Here is a 19,385-nt window from a genome sequence, read left to right on the forward strand (position 1 = left end):
TGCAGTTACGCACCCACGAACGCCTCGGCCGAGTGTCGACTTTCCGGACTTCTATCTCGGACTTTGGCCCGAAAAGTCGACATTCGACGGAAATTACTTGGCCTGTGTGAACTTCGTCATCGCATCGTCAAGGCTCTTCAGCGCCTGCCCATACCGGGCGAAGTCGCCACTCTTCTGGGCATCCTTCACCTCGCCGATGGCCCGCTGAACCTCCTGCAGCGCGGCGGTCTTCGCCGAGGACAGTTCCGAGGACCCCGCCGGCGGCACGGCAGCCGGGGGAACGATCGGAACGTTCTGACCGCTGGGCGGCGGCGGGTTCACATTTCCGGGTTCGGCCGCCGGGGCGGTTGCCGTCGCACCGGCACCGGGCCCGAACACCATGTCCAGAGCATCCCTGACCGTGGTCGCGTAGCCGACCTTGCCGTTGTAGAACATGCCCACACGGATCAGGCGCGGATACGAGGACTGATCACCCTGGCCCGGCGAGGCATACAGCGGCTCGACGAACAACAATCCGCCGTTGGCCACCGGCAGTGTCAGCAGGTTGCCCCACCGCAGGATGTTCTGGTTCTTGATGATGCCGACATGCGAAGACACCTGGTTGTCGGTGGTGATCGCATTGTTCACCAGCTTGGGGCCCTGCACCGTTCCGGGAACCGTCAGAACGGTGATCTTCCCGTAGGTTTCGGGATCGGAGCTGGCACTGACATAGGCGGCCAGGAAGTCACGCTGGAAACGATTCAGCGCACTGGTCAATTGGAATGACGCCGAATTGTCGTTCTTCGTAATATCTTTCGCGACGATGTAATACGGCGGCTGCGAACCGGTGGACGCGTTCGGGTCATCGGGCACCTGCCAGAAATCACTGGTGGAGAAGAAGGTCACCGGATCGTTGACGTGGTAACGCGCCAACAGCGTCCGCTGCACCTTGAAAAGATCCTCCGGGTAGCGCAGGTGGCGCGCGAGGTCCGGCGAGATGTCGCTCTTCGGCTTAACCGTTCCGGGGAAGATCTTCATCCATGCCTTGAGCACGGGATCCTTCTCGTCCTGCTGATACAGGGTGACGGTGCCGTCGTACGCATCCACCGTCGCCTTGACCGAGTTCCGGATGTACGACACCTGCTGGTTGGGCAGCGCTCCCCCGGTCTTGCCGACCTGGCTGTCAAAGGTGGCCTCCGACAACGACGTCTGCTGCGAGTACGGGTAGTTGTCCAGCGTGGTGTAGCCGTCGACGATCCAGACCATGCGCTTGTCGACGATCGCCGGGTAGGTCCCGCTGTCGACCGTCAGCCACGGCGCCACCGCTTCCACCCGCCGGCTTGGGTCCCGATTGAACAGGATCTTGCTGTTGTCCCCGATCACGTTGGAGAACAGGAAGTTCCGTTCGGCGTACTTCAGGCCAAAGACCGTCCGCGCCAGCGCACCGCCAACCGGCACGCCGCCGGTACCGGTGTAGGTGCTGTTCTTGGTTCCGGAGTTGTTCTCGTAGTCGTACTCACGATCGTCACCGTTCTTGCCGACGATCGCATAGTCGTTGGTGTCGCTGGCGATAATCGGGCCGTAGTAGACGCGCGGCTGAGCCAGCGCCGCCGGGCCGTCGGAAAGGACCTTGCCGTTGTCATCGACGGCATTCACCAGGAATTCCGGGTACCCGCCGTTCTCGTCCGGCTTATCGGCCACTCCGCGCACGGTGTTGGCCGGTGCGGCGATGAATCCGTTGCCGTGGGTGTAGACGGTGTGCCGGTTGATCCAGTCGCGCTGGTTATCACGAAGCTTGGCCGGATCGAGCTCACGTGCGGCAACGACATAGTCGCGCAGCGAGCCGCTCCTGTCCTGATACCGATCGATCGACAACGAATCGGGGAAGGCGTAGAAGTTCTTGCCCTGCTGCAATTGAGTGAAGGCCGGGCTCACGATGTTGGGATCCAAAACGCGGATATTGGCGATCGTGGAACGATCGGCCGCAACCTGTTTGGCCAGTTGCTCACTGCCGGTGGGCGCCGATGCGGTACCGCTGTAGTCCCGGTAGGTCACGACGTCGTCGGTCAGTCCGTAGGCGTCGCGCGTCGCCTTGATACTGCGCGCGATGTACTCGCTTTCCTTCTGCGCGGCATTGGGTTTGACGCTGAACTGCTCCACGATGAGCGGCCAGCCGGCGCCGACCACCAACGAGGACAGCAGCAGCAGCGCCAGGCCGATCGCGGGAATCCGCAGATCCTTGAGCACCAGCGCCGAGAACACCGCGACCGCGCAGATCACCGCGATGGCCAGCAGGATGAGCTTGGCCGGCAGCACCGCGTTGATATCGGTGTAACCGGCGCCGGTGAACGGCTTACCGGCCCGCGTGTGCGAAAGCAGTTCGTACCGATCGAGCCAGTAGGCGGCAACCTTGAGCAGCACCAGAATTCCGGCAAGAGTCACCAGCTGGATGCGTGCCGGGCGCGACAGCGTGCCCGAACGACCGGACAGCCGAATGCCACCAAAGATGTAGTGCACCAAGGCGTTGACGATGAGCGCGACGAAGACCGCGATGAACAGGTACGTCAGCACGAATCGATAGAACGGCAGCTCGAAGGCAAAAAACCCGAGATCCAGGCCGAACTGTGGATCCTTGATACCGAAGTCCCCGCCCTCCAGGAACAGCTGCACGGGCATCCAATAGCTTTGGGCCACAATGCCGGCCAGCACGCCGATAAGCACCGGAACACCGATGACGAAAAGCCGCACCCGCGACAGGATCAGAGCACGGTACTGCGCCAGCGCGTCACCCGGCCCCTTGGTGGGCACGAACACGGGCCGCGCCCGGTATGCCAATCCGAAGCCCGCGAAAACCACAGCACCGACCAAGATTCCGACGATCAGGAACAAGGCCAGCCGGGTCAGCAGCACGGTCGTGAATACGCCACGGAATCCGAGCTCACCGAACCACAGCCAATTGATGTAGGTGTCGACCAGGCGTGGGCCGATCAACAACAACACCACGATCACCAACGCCGCGGCGACCAGTCGCCGGCTCCGTCGGGTCAATCGTGGCAGAGCCCCATTCGGCCGCATTCCCACGTCGCTACGCTCCTCGTCGAGTGTTCAAGCACGGCTCAATTTTCGCGCTTCGATTCTCAGCCCCACTGTAGCCGCAGAACAGCGGGCATCGGCCAGCATCGAGGGTGGTGAGGCTCGCTAACAACTAGGCGCTTGACCACCGCGATCAAGGGCGTTGAGCCCGTCAACCGCTTCGGCCAAGGTGCCGACCTTGACCATGGTGAGCCCCTGGCCACCGTCCGTCTTGGCCTCGGCGCAGTTGGCCGCCGGCACCAAGAACACCGTTGCTCCAGCGTCTTTGGCTGCCTGCATCTTGTGCGTGATTCCACCGATGGGCCCCACCTTGCCCTCGGCGTCGATGGTTCCCGTTCCGGCAACGAACTTTCCACCGTCGAGTTCACCGGGCGTCAGCTTGTCGATCACCGCGAGGCTGAACATCAGCCCGGCCGACGGCCCACCGATATTGGCCAGGTTGAAATCAATGGTGAACGGCGCCCACGGTGCCTGCACAACTCCGACCCCCAGGAACCCGTAGTCACGATCCGCGTTCTTGCCGAGCGTGATCTTCACCGATTCGGTCTTACTGCTGCCCTCGGGGTTCTTGCGCTTGTAGTCCAGCGTCACCACCTCACCGGGCTTGGTCGCCTTGAGCGCTCCGGTGAACTCCTCCAGGTTGGCGACCGGTCGCCCGTTCACCGCGGTGATCGCGTCGTTCTCCTGCAGCTTGCCCTTGGACGGTCCGTCATCGCTGATGGTCAGGACGGTGACCGCCGTCGGGTACTTGAGATATCCGAGCGCCGCGAATTCAGCACTTTCTTCGGACTTCTTGAACTCGAGGTCGTTTTCCTTGTCCACCTGGTCCTTGGACCGATTAGGCGGGTACACCGCGTCCCGCGGAACTAGCTGCTCGCGCCCGCTCGCCCACAACCGCAGCGCGTCGGCCAATGTCAGTCCGTCGCGCTGGGAGACCGTCGTCATGTTGAGGTGGCCCGACACCGGGTCGACCTTGGTGCCCTTGATGTCGACGACCTCCTTGCCCTCGACCTGACCGAGGGTGTTGAAGGTCGGGCCCGGTCCCAGGGAGACGAACGGCACGGTGATCACCGACATCAACAACGCGAAGGCGATGATCGGGACCAGCGCGACCAGCAGCGTCGCTACGCGGCGATTCATGCCTGCACCCTATGGCAAGCCCTGCTCGGGACCCCGTCGGTAGTCTCACGGTGGAGGTCCGATGAACGATCATGCCCCCGTCCTGCTGTATGACGGCGTATGCGCACTGTGCAACGGGGCGGTGAAGAAGATCCTGCGGGACGACAAGGTCGGAACGATGCGCTTCGCGGCGCTCGACAGTGAATACGGCAAGCAGGTGGTCGCGCGGCACCCCGAACTCGTCGGTGTCGACTCCTTCGTGATCGTCGACAACCCGGGCGATCCTGCCGAACGAATTCATATCCGGTCCGACGGAGTGGTGCGCATCATCGACTATCTCGGCGGCACCCGACGAGCCTCCCTCATCGCACTGGTTCCGCGCCCCATCCGCGATGCGCTCTACCGGCTGGTCGCCCGAACCCGATACCGGGTGTTCGGGAGGTACGACACCTGCCCGGTGCCGCCTCCGGAGGTCCGGGCGCGCTTCCTGGCCTGATCCCATGCCAAAACGGGTGCGTTCACTGACAGCGTGATCCGGCCATGTCTACCAGCGGTACCGTGGAGATATGGCCGACCTCCCCTTTGGATTCGCTGCTGGCGACGACCCCGACCGTGAGCCGGGCGACGGCGCGCGGCCGGGCCCTGGCTCGGGACCGTCGGGCGCGGACCCGTTCGGCTTCGGATCTGGTGGATTCAATCCCGCCGACCTCGGGCAGATCTTCACCCAGCTGGGCCAGATGTTCAGCGGGGCTGCCGCCGGTGCGGCCAGTGGTCAGTCCGCGGGCGCGGTCAACTACGACATCGCCCGGCAACTCGCTTCAAGCTCAATCGGTTTCGTCGCGCCTATCACCGAGGGCACCCAATCGGCGATCACCGATGCGGTGCATCTGGCCGACACCTGGCTCGACGGAGCCACCGCCCTACCCGCCGGGGCCACCCGAACCGCAGCCTGGACCGCGACCGACTGGGTGGACAACACCCTGGAAAACTGGAAGCGGCTCGTCGACCCTGTCGCCGAACAGATTTCAGGCATGTGGGCGGCGAACCTGCCCGAAGAGGCCCAGGGCATGGCCGGGCCGCTGCTGGGCATGATGACCCAGATGGGCGGCATGGCCTTCGGATCGCAGCTGGGCCAGGCGCTCGGACAGCTGTCCCGAGAGGTGCTGACCTCCACCGATATCGGATTGCCGTTGGGCCCCAAGGGCACCGCGGCTCTGCTTCCGGTCGCCATCGAGGCGTTCTCCGAGGGCCTTGAACAGTCCAAGAGCGAGATCATGACCTTCCTGGCCGCCCGGGAAGCCGCGCACCACCGGTTGTTCAGCGGCGTGGGCTGGCTGACCATCCGGCTGATGGACACCCTCGAGCAGTACGCCAAGGGCATCTCGATCGACATGAGCGCCATCGAAGAAGCCGCACGCGGCTTCAACCCCGCTTCGCTGGGCGATCCGTCCGATATGGAACAGATTCTGTCCCAAGGCATTTTCGAGCCGAAGACCACGCCGCAACAGGAGCAGGCCCTGGAACGCCTGGAAACCCTGCTGGCGCTGATCGAGGGATGGGTGCAGACCGTGGTGACCGACGCGCTCGGCGAGCGCATCCCCGCGACCGCGGCCCTCAGCGAGACCTTGCGGCGCCGCCGCGCCACGGGCGGCCCGGCCGAGCAGACCTTCGGCACCCTGGTGGGCCTGGAGCTGCGGCCGCGCAAGCTGCGCGAAGCCGCAGATCTGTGGCGCAGGCTCACCGACGCCGTGGGCGTGGACAAGCGCGACGCGATCTGGGCACACCCCGATCTGATTCCCGATGCCAGCGATCTGGACAACCCAGCCGCCTTTATCGATCGCATCGTCGGCGGAGACACCGACGCCATCGACGACCCGATCGCGCAGATCGAGAAGCTCGATCCGGGCACATCCGAATAAAACCGGAGAAATCTGCGGCTCACACATTCGGCGCTGGTCAGGGGTCGAATAAGGCTGTGGATAAACGGCTTTCAGCCGCCCGGCGCGCACCCCGGATATGCCACAGTGGGCCATGTCCAGCGAGCCGACCTTCACCCTCGATCCGGCACGCCCGGTGCTGCCGAGGCCGGATGACGGAGTTCAGATCGGGTGGATGCCGCGTCATGCGGTGATCGTGCGCCCCTCATCCACCGCGCCGGCCGCGGCGGTACGCCAGCTGCTGCACTCCCTGAACGACGAACTCACCTGGAGTCAGATCCTTGGCCTTCAGTGCGTCAAGGACTTTCATGACGCTGAGGACATTCGGGCGCTGCTCGAGGAATTGGTCGACACCGGCGCCGTCATCCGGCGCACCCGATCCGTCACGGCCGCTTCGCCGGTGATCCGGCTCGTGGGCCGCGGCCCGCTGTCCGACACCCTCGCCGAGGCGCTCCGGCACACCTCGGCGCGTATCCAGCGCGCAACCCAGTCGGCACACGGAAAGTCTTGGCAACACGTAGATTTGGCGATACTCGCCGATGACCTGATTGCCGACACCCGGCTACTTCGGGCACTGGCCGATGCCGAGGTGCCGCATCTGTCCGTCCGGGCGCGCGACGGCACCGGTCTGATTGGGCCCATGGTTTTACCTGGTATCACCAGTTGCCTGCAATGCGCCGACCGCCATCGGCGTGATCGCGACGAACAGTGGCCCGCGGTGGCCGCTCAACTCACCGGAACCGTGGGTGTCGCCGCGCCGGCCACGGTGCTGGGCACCGCGGCGGTGGCGCTGGCGCAGATAGACAGAGTGCTGTCGGCGATTCGCGGACAGGCGCCGGGACCACTGGTGACGCTCAACGCGACACTCGAGCTCGACCTGGCCACTCACGCGTTGACGGCCCGGCATTGGACCGCACATCCGTTGTGCCCGTGCGGCGCCTATTTCGCTGGAAATTGACGAAGACCCACTTTTTGTTAACTTCATCACGACCGGGCATGATGTGCACATGGCAGAGATCCGTCGTGGCCGCGCCGCACGCGCCGCAAAACTCGCATCGCTTCCGGCCGGAATCGCGGGCCGTGCCGCGCTCGGTGTGGGTAAACGGATCGCCGGGAAATCCAAAGACGAAGTGAATGCCGAACTCGTCGAGAAGGCTGCCGAGCAGCTGTTCCAGGTTCTCGGCGAGCTCAAGGGCGCGGCCATGAAGATCGGCCAGATGCTCTCGGTGATGGAGGCCGCGATTCCCCCCGAATTCGGGGAGCCGTACCGCGAGGCGCTGACCAAGCTGCAAAGCGATGCGCCGCCGCTGCCCGCCGATAAGGTCCACCGCGTCCTGGACGCACAGCTGGGCACCAAGTGGCGCGAACGTTTCCAATCCTTCGACGACAAGCCCGTCGCCTCGGCCAGCATCGGCCAGGTACACAAGGCCGTCTGGAAGGACGGCCGGACCGTCGCGGTCAAAGTGCAGTACCCGGGCGCCGACGAGGCTGTCCGCTCGGACCTGAAAACCATTCAGCGTCTGTCTTCGTTGTTCAAGCAGGTGGCTCCGGGCGCCGATATCAAGGCCATCGTCGACGAACTCATCGAGCGCACCGAGGAAGAACTCGACTACCGCATCGAGGCCACCAACCAGCGCACCTTCGTCAAGGCTTTCAAGGACGACCCCGAGTTCTACGTCCCCTCGGTCGTGGCCTCGTCCCCCAAGGTGATCATCACCGAGTGGATGCAGGGCCGGAAGCTCTCCGAAATCATCGCCAAGGGCACCGAAGAGGAACGCAGCAAGTGCGCGCATTTCCTCCTCGAATTCAGCATCAGCTCGCCGTATCGGTGTGGCCTGCTGCACGCAGACACCCACCCCGGGAACTTCATGCTGCTCGAAGACGGCCGGTTCGGAATCATGGACTTCGGCGCCTGCGCCGCGCACGAGGGTGGTCTGCCCGCGGGCTTCGGTCCAATCCTGCGCCTGGCCCGAGACGAGAAGTGGGAAGAGCTCACCGAGGTACTCCGTTCGGAGGGGTTCATTCCGCCGAGCGCAACCTCCGTGTCTCACGAAGAGGTCAACTCCTACCTTGAGCCGTACATCGAACCGCTCAACCACGAGACCTTCCACTTCAGCCGCAAGTGGCTGCAGCGGCTCACCGCCAAGGCCACCGATTTCCGCAGCCAGGAGTTCCTCGAGTCGTTCAAGACCAGCCGGCAGATGAACTTGCCGCCGAATTACCTGATGTTCTTCCGGGTTCTCGGCGGTCTGATCGGTATCGCCGCACAGCTCGATGCCCCGGTCGACTACGCCGCCATCATCGACAAGTGGGTTCCAGGGTTCCACGAGGACAGCAAGGCTCCGGCCGCCACGTAAGTGACACGGAAAACCTGCGTTGTCAGACTCTCGCCGCCCCCGGCATGATGTAACGCATGGCTGAGATCCGTCGTGGCCGCGCCGCGCGCGCTGCAAAACTGGCATCCCTACCGGCAGGCATCGCCGGTCGAGCCGCGCTGGGCGTCGGAAAACGTTTGACCGGCAAGTCCAAGGACGAAGTCAACGCCGAGATGATGGAGAAGGCGGCCGAACAGCTGTTCCAGGTTCTCGGCGAGCTCAAGGGCGCGGCCATGAAACTCGGGCAGGCCCTTTCCGTTTTCGAGGCCGCCATCCCGCCGGCCTTTGCCGAACCCTTCCGCGAGGCGCTGACCAAGCTGCAAAGCGATGCCCCGCCGCTGCCCGCCGACAAGGTCCACCGGGTCCTAGACGCACAGCTGGGCACCAAGTGGCGTGAACGTTTCCAGTCCTTCGACGACAAGCCCGTCGCCTCGGCCAGCATCGGCCAGGTACACAAGGCTGTCTGGAGCGACGGGCGCGTTGTCGCGGTGAAGGTGCAGTACCCCGGTGCCGACGAGGCCGTGCGCTCAGATCTGAAAACCATGCAACGGTTGTCCTCGCTGTTCAAACAGATCGTGCCCGGAGCAGACGTCAAAAGCATCATCGACGAACTGATCGAGCGCACCGAGGAAGAACTCGACTACCGCATCGAGGCCACCAATCAGCGGGCCTTCGCGAAGGCCTTCAAAGGCGACCCCGAGTTCTATGTGTCACCGGTCGTGGCCTCGGCACCCAAGGTCGTTATCAGCGAATGGATGCAGGGCCGCAAGCTCTCCGAAATCATCAGCAGCGGAACCGAAGACGAACGCAACGAGTGCGGCCGCCTGCTGCTGAAATTCACAGTCAGCTCCCCGTACCGATGTGGACTGCTGCACGCTGACACCCATCCCGGAAACTTCATGCTGCTGCCCGACGGGCGCCTCGGCGTCATGGACTTCGGCGCCGTCGCCACCCATGAGGGCGGGTTCCCTCCGAACCTGGGCCCCATCTGGCGTCTGGAGCGCGACGGGATCTGGGATGAGCTCATCCCTCTCATGCGCGCGGAGGGATTCATTCCGCCGCGCACCGAGGTCTCGCCGGAGGAGATCGACGAGTATCTCAAGCCGTTCATCGATCCGCTCAAGTCCGACGAGTTCCACTTCAGCCGCAAGTGGATGCAGCGGGTCGCCGCCAAATCCAGTGACCTGCGTGGGGCACAGTTCCAGACCGGCCGGCATCTGGATCTGCCGCCCGTCTATCTCATGATGTTCCGCGTTCTCGGCAGTCTGTCGGGCATTTTGGCCCAGCTCGACGCGACGGTCCCGTACGCGCAGATCATCGGCGACTGGGTTCCCGGATTCCGCGAGGATGAGCCCGTTGCTGCCAGCTAGGCAGCAGCGGCGGCGCGTGCTAACGCCGCATCCTGCTCGGGTGATCCACCCGAAGCCCCGAGCCCGCCGATCAACACGCCGTTCTCATCGAACAGGGGCAACCCGCCACCGACAAGGAGCAACCCACCAGTGTGGATGTGATCGAAGTGCAGTGTTGGCTGGCCGAGTTGCAGTGGTGCAGCCAGACCCTCGGTAGGCGCTTGGAACATCACAGACGTGCGGGCCTTGGCGATGGCCAGCTCGTTAGAAGCTAACCAGGCACCATCCATGCGAACGAAGGCGACCAGATTCGCACCCCTATCCAGCACCGCGAAAACCGCTTTCATACCGGCATTCTCGGCTGCATCAAGGCCCCGGGATATCAGCCGGTTTGCGTGCTCCAGAGTGATGTCAGGCATTCTGCGTCCACTCCGTGTTCTGCCACCCCTTGGCGACTTCGACCGTGGCCAAAGGGCGCATCGTGCGGTAGAGGTGCTCATCGGCCGGGATGATCTCGACCATCGCATCGATCATTTCCTGCGGATCAAACTGATCATCGAGGGTTGAACCGAAGTCGGGCATGGGGACCACGGCGCGATCAGCGTCATACCACTGCACGTGGCTCTCGGCGCCAGTGTCATTGAAACCCGTACCGAACAATCCGGGGTTCACGGTGGCGACCTTGACGCCATGCGGCTCCAGCTCTGCCTTCATGGAACCGGCAATCGCCTCAATGGCGTGCTTAGTGGCGCAGTACACCCCCACGAACGGGATGACCAAGATTCCGCCCATCGATGACGTCCACACCACCTTGCCTGACTTACGCGCGACCATCTTCGGCACGATCCCCTGCGCCAGCTGCAGATGCCCGAAGACGTTGATATCGAACGATTCACGAACTCGCGCCAACGGGATATCGATGACCGAGCCGCTCTCCATCACCCCGGCATTGAGTACCAAGACATCGGGGTCATAGCTGGCGGCGTGCTCGATATCGATCTCGTCGAGGAGGTTGAGCTTGATGACCTCCACATCGACGCCTGCCTCGACGGCATCGGCGCGCAGACTGCGTACCTGCGGCCAGGTCTCCGCCGTAGCCACCACGTCGTGTCCAAGACGTGCGAGTTCGATAGCGGCCCCTCGACCGAAGCCGGAACTCGCACCGGTAATCAGGATCTTCTTCGGCATGCATTTCCCTTCAGAGGTATCGGAAGTGCCACATGGGCAACGCCGAGCCTGCCCGCCCATTTCCCGTTTGTCAATAACCGGTTAGTTACATACGAGCCAAGTATTCTCCCCGCGTGCCTCCCGACTCAACCGAGACGAAGCGCCGAATCCTCGCCGCAGCACGTCAGGAGTTTGCCGAGTTCGGCCTCGCGGGAGCGCGCATAGACCGGGTCGCCGAGCATGCCGCGGCTAACAAACGCTCGATCTACGCGCATTTCGGCCCCAAGGAACACCTCTTCGATCTCGTGGTGGCCGACGCCCTTACGACCATGGCCGGCGACGTGCAATTCAATCCCGACGACCTGGCGGACTACGCCGGGCGACTCTTCGACTACCTGCTTGCTCATCCGGCAACCCTTCGCCTGACCGTCTGGGCCAACCTGGAACGACCGACAACCACCACCCAAGAGGCCCAGACATACCGCACCAAGACCGATGCCCTGCGCGGACAGTACGGCGATCACGCGGTGGATGTCCTGGTGCTGGTTCTGGGCCTGGTCACCGCATGGTTCAGCGCCTCGCCCGCGTTGACTTCGGATTCGTCCATAACGGCAACCAATAGCCAGACGATGACGAGCCGACGAACCCTGATGGTCCAGAGCGTCGCCGCCATGACGGCGCCACTACGCCGGCAGTCCTGATCGGCGGCGGCCGCACAACGCAGGAGCCACACGGCTACTCTTCCGTGAGGACGTCACGGCAACGATGCCGGACCGGAAGGGTATGGGGCTGACATGGCAGATATTCGTCGCGGCGGGCTCAGCCGAATGACCAAACTGGCAAGCCTGCCCGCGGGGATGGCCGGTCGCGCGGTCATCGGAGTGGGCAAACGGCTGACCGGGACCTCGGCCGATGAGGTCAACGCCGAACTCCTGGAGAAGGCCGCCGACGAACTGTTCAACGTGCTCGGTGAGCTCAAGGGCGGCGCCATGAAGGTCGGCCAGGCCCTGTCGGTGATGGAGGCGGCGATACCGCCGCAGTTCGCCGATCCGTTCCGTGAGGCTCTGGTCAAACTGCAGAGCGAGGCACCGCCCCTGCCCGCGGCCAAGGTGCATCGGGTGCTCGACGCACAGCTCGGCACCAAGTGGCGCGACCGATTCCAGTCCTTCGACGACACGCCCGTCGCCTCGGCCAGCATCGGCCAGGTGCACAAGGGGATTTGGAAGGACGGCCGCGAGGTGGCCGTCAAGATCCAGTACCCGGGCGCCGACGATGCGCTGCGCGCCGATCTCAAGCTGATCCAGCGGATGACGCCGCTGGCCAAACAGATTGCGCCCAAAGCAGATATCGACAGGCTGGTGGCCGAGATCAGCGACCGCATCGAGGCCGAACTGGACTACCGCCAGGAGGCGTCCAACCAGCGTGCATTCGCGAAGGCCTTCACCGAAGATCCGGAGTTCTTCGTCCCGGCGGTGGTCGCGAGCGCACCCAAGGTGATCATCGCCGAGTGGATGGAGGGGCGGCGGCTCTCGAAGATCATCTCCGAGGGCACCCGCGAGGAACGGGACTCCGCCGGCGCCTTGATGCTCGAATTCACGGTCAAGTCACCGGAAAAGGTGGGCTTGGTGCACGCCGACCCGCATCCGGGCAACTTCATGCTGTTACCCGATGGGCGTTTCGGCATCATCGATTTCGGCGCGGTCTCCGAGCACCCCGGCGGCATTCCGCCCGAATTCGGCGAGGTGCTGTGCTGGGCCCGAGATGAGCAGTGGGAGCAGGTGATCCGGCTCATCAAGCAGCTCGGATTCATGCCACCGGAGGTCCAGCTGTCCGGGGATCAGGTGATGGACTACATCCGGCCGCTGTGGCCCTATGTCGATCCGCTGCGCTCCGGTGAATTCCATTTCACGCGTGAATGGTTCCAGCAAGCCGCGGTGGCATCGACGGACCTCCTGGACGAGGGATTCACCGAACGATTCAAGCTGGCACGTCAGATGACGGTGCCGCCGGGTTACGTCATGCTGCTGCGCACGCTCGGCGGAATGATCGGGGTTCTGGTGCAGCTCGGCGCGCACGTGAACTACGCGGCGATCGCCGAGGAATGGATGCCGGGGTTCTTCGAACCGAACGCGAAAACGCCCTGATGACAATGCTCCCCACCGCCACATGGCGATGGGGAGCATTGGTTGTCGAGGCCCACAACATGCCGGGTCATGCCGCGGCGGGATCTGCGGCCGGCAGCGAGTTCTTGCGCGGGCGTCCACGCGGACGCTTACGCGCCACGATGGCACCCTGCTCCAGGATCTCGCCACCCCACACGCCCCAGGGCTCCGCGCGATCCAGCGCCGCAGCCAGGCACTGCGTCCGGATCGGGCAGTCCGCGCACAGCGTCTTAGCCCGTTCCAGGTCCGCCGGGCTTTCCGCGAACCACAGGTCCGCATCCGCGACGTGGCACGGTAGCGCGAGTCTTCGGGCCTCCACTTCGACGGTCATCATGTGTCCGTTCACCTGCTTCCTCTTCGGTTCCTCGTAAAACTGCTGGTCTCGTATCGGTGTCTTATCGATCGAGATCCGGAACCACGTCTGAGGTTTTGGGGCTCAAACAAAAGTGGCCACGGATCCCGGTGGTGTCGGGTCCGTGGCCTGGGAGGCGGTTGAGGGGCTACCTAGATGTATCCCCTATTCACGGACGCGACATTCGCGGCGGCGACGGCGGCGCGGTGCTTAATGCCGACGGCCGACATGCTCTGAGCCGCCGGCTTGGCAGCGGCGGCATGCGTCAGGAGCGACGGCGGAGCGAGCGGCGATACGACAAAGGCACCATGGGCATCACGCCACAAGGTGTCGCCGTAATTGGTGGGTGTGTTCATCGCTCCTCCTTCCGTCTACTCACTCGTGAACAGGTCTGGTCTGGAATCCTCGCGAATTCCTGAAGCCCAGAGTAAAAGGTCATCTATTGGTTGACAAGTTATTTTTGACCTGCGGCGATACTTCAAAACCAGTTTTTCCGAACTGGCATCTTTTCCGGATCTCCGGTTACACAGATGTCAGTAGTCGGGAACGGAACAGATCCAATACCTGATCCAGGGCCGCGCGCGTGGGCTGTCCCGGCTCGTCGATGAGATGTTCGGTGACCACCGAATGCGCCGGCATCGGCGAATGGGGGTTGGCCACGTCGCCGGGCAATTCGATGGCGACAAACGCATCCCCCAGCTCATCTCTGAGGAACTGGAATCGCTCGGCAGGCACCAGCTTGTCGGAGGTGAAGCGCATACCGAGCACCGTGAGCCCGTCGTGCTGACAGCGATGCTTGACCTTCTGCAGGTCCTCCGGAGAAATATCGATGTTGTAGCGATGCGACTTGGTGAGCCCGAACGGCAGCGATGGCTGCGACAGCACGGGCGCCAACAGCCTGTCATCGGCCGCCATGGCCAGCGCGTATCCCCCGGTGAAACACATACCGATGGCACCCACCCCGGGACCGCCGTTGCGCTCGTGCTCGTTCTGAGCGAGTGCCCGCAACCACGCCACCACCGGGGAGCTCTTTCCGGTGGCCAGGACCGTGAATTCGCGGCTCACGCAGCCGCGGAACATCGAGGACGCCATATAGGTCGCGGTACGCAACCACCCCTCTTCCCGGGGGTCCGTGTTCTGTCCGGGATTCCCAAACAGGTGCGGCATGACGGCGGTGCAGCCGATGTCGGCCACCTTGCGTGCGAAGTTGGCGACCTTCGGGGTGATTCCCGGCATCTCGGCGATGACGATCACCGCCGGTCCACTGCCCTTTCTCAACACGATCTTGGTTTCACCCTCGTGCGTGAAGGTGCCTGCTTCGAAATCGCGGAGGTCATCGTCGGCCATGGGGCGAGCCTAGGACGAGATTGCGCTGCGCGCTAGACACGTGTTGAACAAGGAACTACGAGGCTCTGGCACGGACCAAACGCAGTACATCGGGTCCGTACTGCTCCAGCTTGCGCGCGCCTATTCCGGGAATGGCCACTAGGGCGGCGTCATCCCCCGGAAGAAGCTCGGCGATGGCGATCAAGGTGTTGTCGGTGAACACCACGAACGCGGGCACCTTCATCTCCTTGGCCGTCTTGAGCCGCCAATCCTTGAGCGCGACAAGGAGTTCCTCATCGATATCGGATGGGCAGCTCTCGCAACGCCGAAGCATTACCGCCGCCGGAGTGCTGAGCGCGGCATTGCAGATTCGGCAGCGCGCACCGCTGCCCCGACGTCTTGGCGTAGCAGCGGCCGGGAGTTGCGCGGTGGGGGCGATTCCGTTGAGAAACCGCGAATGCTTGCGGGACTTGCGGCCACCGGCCGCGCGCGCGAGCGCCCAACTCAGGTTCAGATGCACACGCGCACGGGTGATCCCGACGTACAGCAGCCGCCGCTCCTCTTCGACCGGTTCGATATCGCCGGCACGCGACAGGGCATGCGAGATGGGCAGGGTGCCGTCGGCCAGCCCCACCAGGAACACCGCATCCCATTCCAGGCCCTTGGCCGCATGCAACGAGGCAAGCGTCACGCCTTGCACGGTCGGTGGGTGACGCGCCTCGGCCCGCACCCGCAGTTCGCGCACGAGCCCCGACAGATCCAGCTCCGGCAGACGGACACATTCTTCCTCGGCGAGTTCCACGAGCGCGCGCAGTGATTCCCACCGCTCACGCGCCTGGGCGCCGTGCGGCTCCTCGGTCGACAAACCCAGCGGCTCCAGAATCTCCCGAACCTGTTGCGGCACAGGAGTATCTGCATGATCTCGCTCTGCGGCACGCTGCAGCGCCACCAGCGCCTGCCGCACCTCCTGGCGTGTGAAGAACCCTTCACCACCACGCACCTGGAACGGTATGCCCGCCTCGGTGAGCGCCTCCTCGTATACCTCTGACTGCGCGTTGATCCGGTACAGCACCGCGATTTCCGATGCCGGGGTTCCGGATTCCAACAGTGTCGCAATCGATTTCGCCACGGACTTCGCCTCGGCGGCCTCGTCGTCGTGTTCGGAGAATCTGGGGGTAGGCCCTTCGGCCCGTTGACCGATAAGTTGCAGCTTGCTGCCCGCCACCCGTCCTTGCGCCGCGGCGATCAGCCGGTTGGCCAGCGAAACCACTTGCGGGGTCGAGCGATAGTCACGCTCAAGACGGACCACTGTCGCTTCGGGAAATCTGCGGGAAAAGCCCAGCAGATACTGCGGGGTGGCGCCGGTGAACGAATAGATGGTCTGGTTGGCGTCACCCACAACGGTCAGGTCGTCGCGGGGGCCCAGCCACGCGTCGAGCACCCGCTGCTGCAGTGGGGTGACGTCCTGGTATTCATCGACTACGAAACAGCGATAGCGATCCCGGAACTCGTCGGCCACCGATGCGGAGTTCTCGATGGCTGCCGCGGTGTGCAGCAGCAGGTCATCGAAATCAAGCAGGGTTGATCCGTCCGGCCGGGCCTTGAGCTTCTCGTAACCGGCGTAGACCTTCGCGACCTGCTCGGCGGGCACCGGCGTATCCCGCGCGAACTTGGCCGCGGCCGCCGGATAGGCCTCGGGGCTGATCAAAGAGGCCTTGGCCCACTCGATTTCACCGGCTAGGTCGCGCACGGTGTCGGTGCTGGTGCTCAGCTTGGCGCGGTTGGCGGCCTGGGCCACGATGGTGAACTTGCTGTCGATGAGCTCCCAGCGTGTATCGCCGACCAGCTGCGGCCAGAAGTAGCGAAGCTGCCGCAGACCGGCGGCGTGGAACGTGACGGCCTGAGCCGATCCCACGCCCAAGTCGCGTAACCGCCCGCGCATCTCCCCTGCCGCCCGTTGGGTGAAGGTGACCGCGAGGATCTGACCGGGAGCGACATGCCCGGATTCGACCAGGTGAGCGATGCGATGGGTGATGGTGCGGGTCTTACCGGTGCCCGCTCCGGCGAGCACGCAGACGGGACCGCGCGGCGCGGTGACGGCGGCACGCTGCTCATCGTCGAGACCATCGAGGAGAGAACGCGCCACCCCGCCATCTTCGCAGCAACCGCCGACAACACCGGTCGCTGACCCCGTTCTCGGCGTTGAGACATCTCACATACCCCCGGAGGAACACCCACCAGGGGTATGACGTTGAATGCCGGTGTGACTACAGCGAGCGACTCCAGCCTCATCATGTACAGCACCACCTGGTGCGGATATTGCCGTCGGCTCGAGACGCAGCTGAAGGCCGCGGGCATCGACTACACCAAGATCGATATCGAGCAGGACCCGGCCGCGGCCGACTATGTCGCCAACGTCAACGGCGGAAACCAGACCGTGCCGACCGTGAAGTTCCCTGATGGCAGCGCGTTGACCAATCCGTCGCTGTCCCAGGTGAAGGCCAAGCTCGGCGTCTAAACCCAGGGCCCGGTTGATTTAGGCGTAAGCCCAGGATTCGACGATCTCCCGGGCGATGGAAATCGACCCGGGCAACATCAGGCGCGAGTCGGACGCGGTGGTCCAATCCCCTGCTTCCAGTGCAGCGCGCACCTCATCGCGTGTAAACCACTCTGCTTCGGCGATTTCACCGTCGTTGAACGAGAACGGCTGCGATGGATCGCCCACGGCATGGAAGCCCAGCATGATCGATCGTGGAAAGGGCCACGGCTGGCTGCCCAGGTACTGCACATCCGTGACGGTCAGACCCACTTCCTCGGCGATCTCGCGGGCCACACACGCCTCCAGCGATTCGCCCGCCTCGACGAAACCCGCCAGCAGCGAGAACATCCGCTCCGGCCAGAACTTTTGACGACCAAGTACCGCGCGGTCACCGCCGTCGTGCACCAGGCAGATGACAGCAGGGTCGGTGCGCGGAAATTCTTCCTGGCCGGTCGACGAATTCACCCGGACCCAACCGCCCTTGGCCGGAGTGGTCGGCGATCCATCAACGGGGCTGTAACCGGCACTGTCGTGCCAGGCCAGCATCGCCATCGCGGTGGCCAGCAGGGCCGCACTGGTGTCGTCGAACAATTGTCCGGAGCGGCGCAAATCCAGCAGGGGCGCACTGTCGTCGAGTTCGGCGCGCACCGCCCACACATGGCGGCCGCCCGGGATGCGCCCGAGGAACACCGCATGCTCCGGCGGCACATCGCCGATGCGTGCGGCGTCTTCGAGAACCACCCGCCCGTCGACAATGTTCACCCGGCCCCGCACGTCCAGCGTGATCAGTCCCGCCTCGGCCCAACCCTTCGCCAATTCCTCAGGGTTGGAACGCAGTTCGTCGGCCCGATCGAGCCCGACGCGTGACAGCAGCGGAATGTTGCGAAGACGGAAAGTCATGTCATGCTCCGGCGTTGCGGACGTAGAGCAGGCGGTCGGAGGCCTCGATGGAATCGACCTCTGGCGCATCCACCCGGTGCAGGGTGCCGTCGCGCACCACACCCAAGACGATGTCCGAGAGATGACGCGGCGAACCGCCTACCTCGCTGCGCTCCACCTCGCGTTCGGCGATCGCGAACCCTGCCTCCGGGGTCAGCAGGTCCTCGATCATCTCGACGACGCGCGGTGTCGAGGTGGCGATGCCGAGCAGCCGTCCCGCCGTTTCCGAGGAGACCACCACCGAGTCGGCACCCGACTGGCGCAGCAGGTGTACGTTCTCTGCCTCGCGGATCGCGGCGACGATCTTGGCGTTGGGCGCCAACTCACGTGCGGTGAGCGTGACCAGCACCGAGGTATCGTCCCGGTTGGCGGCCACGATGATCGACTTGGCGTTTTGCACACCGGCGAGCCGCAACACGTCCGATTTGGTAGCGCTGCCACGCACCGTCACCAGGTCTGCGGCAGCCGCCGAATCCAGGGCCATCTGGTCTTCGTCAACGACCACGATCTCGGCCGGGGTAGCGCCATCGGAGAGCATCGCCTGGACGGCGGTCTTTCCCTTGGTGCCGTATCCGACGACAACGGTGTGGTTGCGCACGCGGGACCTCCATCGCTGGATCTTGAGTGCTTGACGCGAACGTTCGGTGAGCGCTTCCACCGTGGTGCCGACCAGAACGATCAGGAACAGCAGCCGCAGCGGCGTGATCACGAGAATGTTCACCAGCCGCGCGCCCTCGGTGTACGGGGTGATGTCGCCGTAGCCGGTGGTGGAGAGCGAGACGGTCGCGTAATAGAAGCAATCGAGGAAGCTGAGCGGATCGCTTTCCTCCGGGGTGGATGCAACATCGCGGTAGCCGCTGCGATCGGCGTACACCACGAGCACCGCGGCGAAGAGCGTGCCGACCGCGATGAGGATTCGTTTTCCGATGGCGAGCCATGGGCTGGCGGCGTTCTGCGGGATACGCAGGACGCCGACAAGAGCATGGTCTGGCTGTGCGGTCAGCGCCTGGTCGATGCCACGGAACCGCTGGCGAAACTTACCGGCCAT

General features: G+C 64.1%; 18 protein-coding genes. 8 read left to right on the forward strand and 10 right to left on the reverse strand.

The window, feature by feature from the left end:
• Positions 1-93: 93 nt before the first annotated feature.
• Positions 94-3,060: a UPF0182 family protein gene (locus AOT87_RS20235; RefSeq protein ID WP_030096971.1), complete on the reverse strand. Its 2,967-nt coding sequence runs from the start codon at positions 3,058-3,060 to the stop codon at positions 94-96.
• A gap of 117 nt (positions 3,061-3,177) precedes the next feature.
• Positions 3,178-4,212: a PDZ domain-containing protein gene (locus AOT87_RS20240; protein WP_057966985.1), complete on the reverse strand. Its 1,035-nt coding sequence runs from the start codon at positions 4,210-4,212 to the stop codon at positions 3,178-3,180.
• Between the two features lie 61 nt (positions 4,213-4,273).
• On the opposite strand from AOT87_RS20240, the gene AOT87_RS20245 reads away from it, so the two are divergent.
• The 5 genes from AOT87_RS20245 to AOT87_RS20265 all read left to right on the forward strand — a co-directional run bounded on the left by AOT87_RS20245 (position 4,274) and on the right by AOT87_RS20265 (position 9,873).
• Positions 4,274-4,687, forward strand: coding sequence for a DCC1-like thiol-disulfide oxidoreductase family protein (locus AOT87_RS20245; RefSeq protein WP_057966986.1), 414 nt, complete (start codon positions 4,274-4,276; stop codon positions 4,685-4,687).
• Between the two features lie 70 nt (positions 4,688-4,757).
• Positions 4,758-6,110, forward strand: coding sequence for a zinc-dependent metalloprotease (locus AOT87_RS20250; RefSeq protein WP_030096968.1), 1,353 nt, complete (start codon positions 4,758-4,760; stop codon positions 6,108-6,110).
• A gap of 97 nt (positions 6,111-6,207) precedes the next feature.
• The gene (locus AOT87_RS20255; RefSeq protein ID WP_057966987.1) at positions 6,208-7,086 is read left to right on the forward strand and encodes a hypothetical protein; all 879 of its coding nucleotides are present in this window, start codon (positions 6,208-6,210) and stop codon (positions 7,084-7,086) included.
• A 49-nt stretch (positions 7,087-7,135) separates the two neighbouring features.
• On the forward strand, positions 7,136-8,485 hold the full coding sequence (locus AOT87_RS20260) for an AarF/UbiB family protein (RefSeq protein ID WP_030096966.1): 1,350 nt from the start codon (positions 7,136-7,138) through the stop codon (positions 8,483-8,485).
• 56 nt (positions 8,486-8,541) lie between these two features.
• Positions 8,542-9,873 carry an AarF/UbiB family protein gene (locus AOT87_RS20265; RefSeq protein WP_057966988.1) on the forward strand — a complete coding sequence of 444 codons (1,332 nt, stop codon included), beginning with the start codon at positions 8,542-8,544 and terminating at the stop codon, positions 9,871-9,873.
• Here the strand turns inward: AOT87_RS20265 and AOT87_RS20270 are convergent.
• Together AOT87_RS20270 and AOT87_RS20275 are read right to left on the reverse strand one after the other, a co-directional pair.
• A complete protein-coding gene (locus AOT87_RS20270; protein ID WP_057969884.1) occupies positions 9,870-10,271 on the reverse strand; it encodes a heme-binding protein in 402 nt (133 codons plus the stop codon). The two genes, AOT87_RS20265 and AOT87_RS20270, sit on opposite strands and share 4 nt — an antisense overlap.
• Entirely contained in the window at positions 10,264-11,040 is a 777-nt protein-coding gene (locus tag AOT87_RS20275) for an SDR family oxidoreductase (protein ID WP_057969883.1), read from the reverse strand. Before AOT87_RS20275 ends, AOT87_RS20270 begins: the two co-directional genes overlap by 8 nt.
• A 113-nt stretch (positions 11,041-11,153) precedes the next feature.
• On the opposite strand from AOT87_RS20275, the gene AOT87_RS20280 reads away from it, so the two are divergent.
• Both AOT87_RS20280 and AOT87_RS20285 read left to right on the forward strand, forming a co-directional pair.
• On the forward strand, positions 11,154-11,720 hold the full coding sequence (locus AOT87_RS20280) for a TetR family transcriptional regulator (RefSeq protein WP_057969882.1): 567 nt from the start codon (positions 11,154-11,156) through the stop codon (positions 11,718-11,720).
• A gap of 93 nt (positions 11,721-11,813) precedes the next feature.
• Positions 11,814-13,163 carry an AarF/UbiB family protein gene (locus tag AOT87_RS20285; RefSeq protein WP_057966903.1) on the forward strand — a complete coding sequence of 450 codons (1,350 nt, stop codon included), beginning with the start codon at positions 11,814-11,816 and terminating at the stop codon, positions 13,161-13,163.
• A gap of 67 nt (positions 13,164-13,230) precedes the next feature.
• Here AOT87_RS20285 and AOT87_RS20290 read toward each other — a convergent pair whose 3' ends face one another.
• The 4 genes from AOT87_RS20290 to AOT87_RS20305 all read right to left on the reverse strand — a co-directional run bounded on the left by AOT87_RS20290 (position 13,231) and on the right by AOT87_RS20305 (position 17,005).
• On the reverse strand, positions 13,231-13,515 hold the full coding sequence (locus tag AOT87_RS20290; protein ID WP_070940605.1) for a WhiB family transcriptional regulator: 285 nt from the start codon (positions 13,513-13,515) through the stop codon (positions 13,231-13,233).
• A gap of 170 nt (positions 13,516-13,685) precedes the next feature.
• Positions 13,686-13,889, reverse strand: coding sequence for a hypothetical protein (locus AOT87_RS20295; protein ID WP_030096962.1), 204 nt, complete (start codon positions 13,887-13,889; stop codon positions 13,686-13,688).
• A 166-nt stretch (positions 13,890-14,055) separates the two neighbouring features.
• Complete coding sequence (locus tag AOT87_RS20300; protein WP_057966902.1) at positions 14,056-14,880, reverse strand: dienelactone hydrolase family protein; 825 nt, start codon at positions 14,878-14,880, stop codon at positions 14,056-14,058.
• Between the two features lie 55 nt (positions 14,881-14,935).
• Positions 14,936-17,005: an ATP-dependent DNA helicase UvrD2 gene (locus AOT87_RS20305; protein WP_057966901.1), complete on the reverse strand. Its 2,070-nt coding sequence runs from the start codon at positions 17,003-17,005 to the stop codon at positions 14,936-14,938.
• Positions 17,006-17,104: 99 nt separating this feature from the next.
• On the opposite strand from AOT87_RS20305, the gene AOT87_RS20310 reads away from it, so the two are divergent.
• The gene (locus AOT87_RS20310) at positions 17,105-17,377 is read left to right on the forward strand and encodes a mycoredoxin (RefSeq protein ID WP_057966900.1); all 273 of its coding nucleotides are present in this window, start codon (positions 17,105-17,107) and stop codon (positions 17,375-17,377) included.
• 18 nt (positions 17,378-17,395) lie between these two features.
• On the opposite strand, the gene nudC is transcribed toward AOT87_RS20310, so the two are convergent.
• Positions 17,396-18,298 carry an NAD(+) diphosphatase gene (gene nudC, locus AOT87_RS20315; RefSeq protein WP_057966899.1) on the reverse strand — a complete coding sequence of 301 codons (903 nt, stop codon included), beginning with the start codon at positions 18,296-18,298 and terminating at the stop codon, positions 17,396-17,398.
• A 1-nt stretch (position 18,299) separates the two neighbouring features.
• On the reverse strand, positions 18,300-19,385 hold the full coding sequence (locus AOT87_RS20320) for a potassium channel protein (RefSeq protein WP_030096957.1): 1,086 nt from the start codon (positions 19,383-19,385) through the stop codon (positions 18,300-18,302).

Source organism: Mycobacteroides sp. H003 (genome assembly GCF_001440135.1).
GTDB classification, from domain to species: Bacteria; Actinomycetota; Actinomycetes; order Mycobacteriales; family Mycobacteriaceae; genus Mycobacterium; species Mycobacterium gwanakae.

Coding starts and splice junctions, on each gene's coding strand:
- AOT87_RS20260 (WP_030096966.1), top strand. CDS start 7,136: ATGGCAGAGATCCGTCGTGGCCGCGCCGCACGCGCCGCAAAACTCGCA.
- AOT87_RS20245 (WP_057966986.1), top strand. CDS start 4,274: ATGAACGATCATGCCCCCGTCCTGCTGTATGACGGCGTATGCGCACTG.
- AOT87_RS20275 (WP_057969883.1), bottom strand. CDS start 11,040: ATGCCGAAGAAGATCCTGATTACCGGTGCGAGTTCCGGCTTCGGTCGA.
- AOT87_RS20285 (WP_057966903.1), top strand. CDS start 11,814: ATGGCAGATATTCGTCGCGGCGGGCTCAGCCGAATGACCAAACTGGCA.
- nudC (WP_057966899.1), bottom strand. CDS start 18,298: ATGACTTTCCGTCTTCGCAACATTCCGCTGCTGTCACGCGTCGGGCTC.
- AOT87_RS20250 (WP_030096968.1), top strand. CDS start 4,758: ATGGCCGACCTCCCCTTTGGATTCGCTGCTGGCGACGACCCCGACCGT.
- AOT87_RS20255 (WP_057966987.1), top strand. CDS start 6,208: ATGCCACAGTGGGCCATGTCCAGCGAGCCGACCTTCACCCTCGATCCG.
- AOT87_RS20265 (WP_057966988.1), top strand. CDS start 8,542: ATGGCTGAGATCCGTCGTGGCCGCGCCGCGCGCGCTGCAAAACTGGCA.
- AOT87_RS20300 (WP_057966902.1), bottom strand. CDS start 14,880: ATGGCCGACGATGACCTCCGCGATTTCGAAGCAGGCACCTTCACGCAC.
- AOT87_RS20320 (WP_030096957.1), bottom strand. CDS start 19,385: ATGGCCGGTAAGTTTCGCCAGCGGTTCCGTGGCATCGACCAGGCGCTG.
- AOT87_RS20295 (WP_030096962.1), bottom strand. CDS start 13,889: ATGAACACACCCACCAATTACGGCGACACCTTGTGGCGTGATGCCCAT.
- AOT87_RS20310 (WP_057966900.1), top strand. CDS start 17,105: ATGACGTTGAATGCCGGTGTGACTACAGCGAGCGACTCCAGCCTCATC.
- AOT87_RS20290 (WP_070940605.1), bottom strand. CDS start 13,515: ATGATGACCGTCGAAGTGGAGGCCCGAAGACTCGCGCTACCGTGCCAC.
- AOT87_RS20270 (WP_057969884.1), bottom strand. CDS start 10,271: ATGCCTGACATCACTCTGGAGCACGCAAACCGGCTGATATCCCGGGGC.
- AOT87_RS20240 (WP_057966985.1), bottom strand. CDS start 4,212: ATGAATCGCCGCGTAGCGACGCTGCTGGTCGCGCTGGTCCCGATCATC.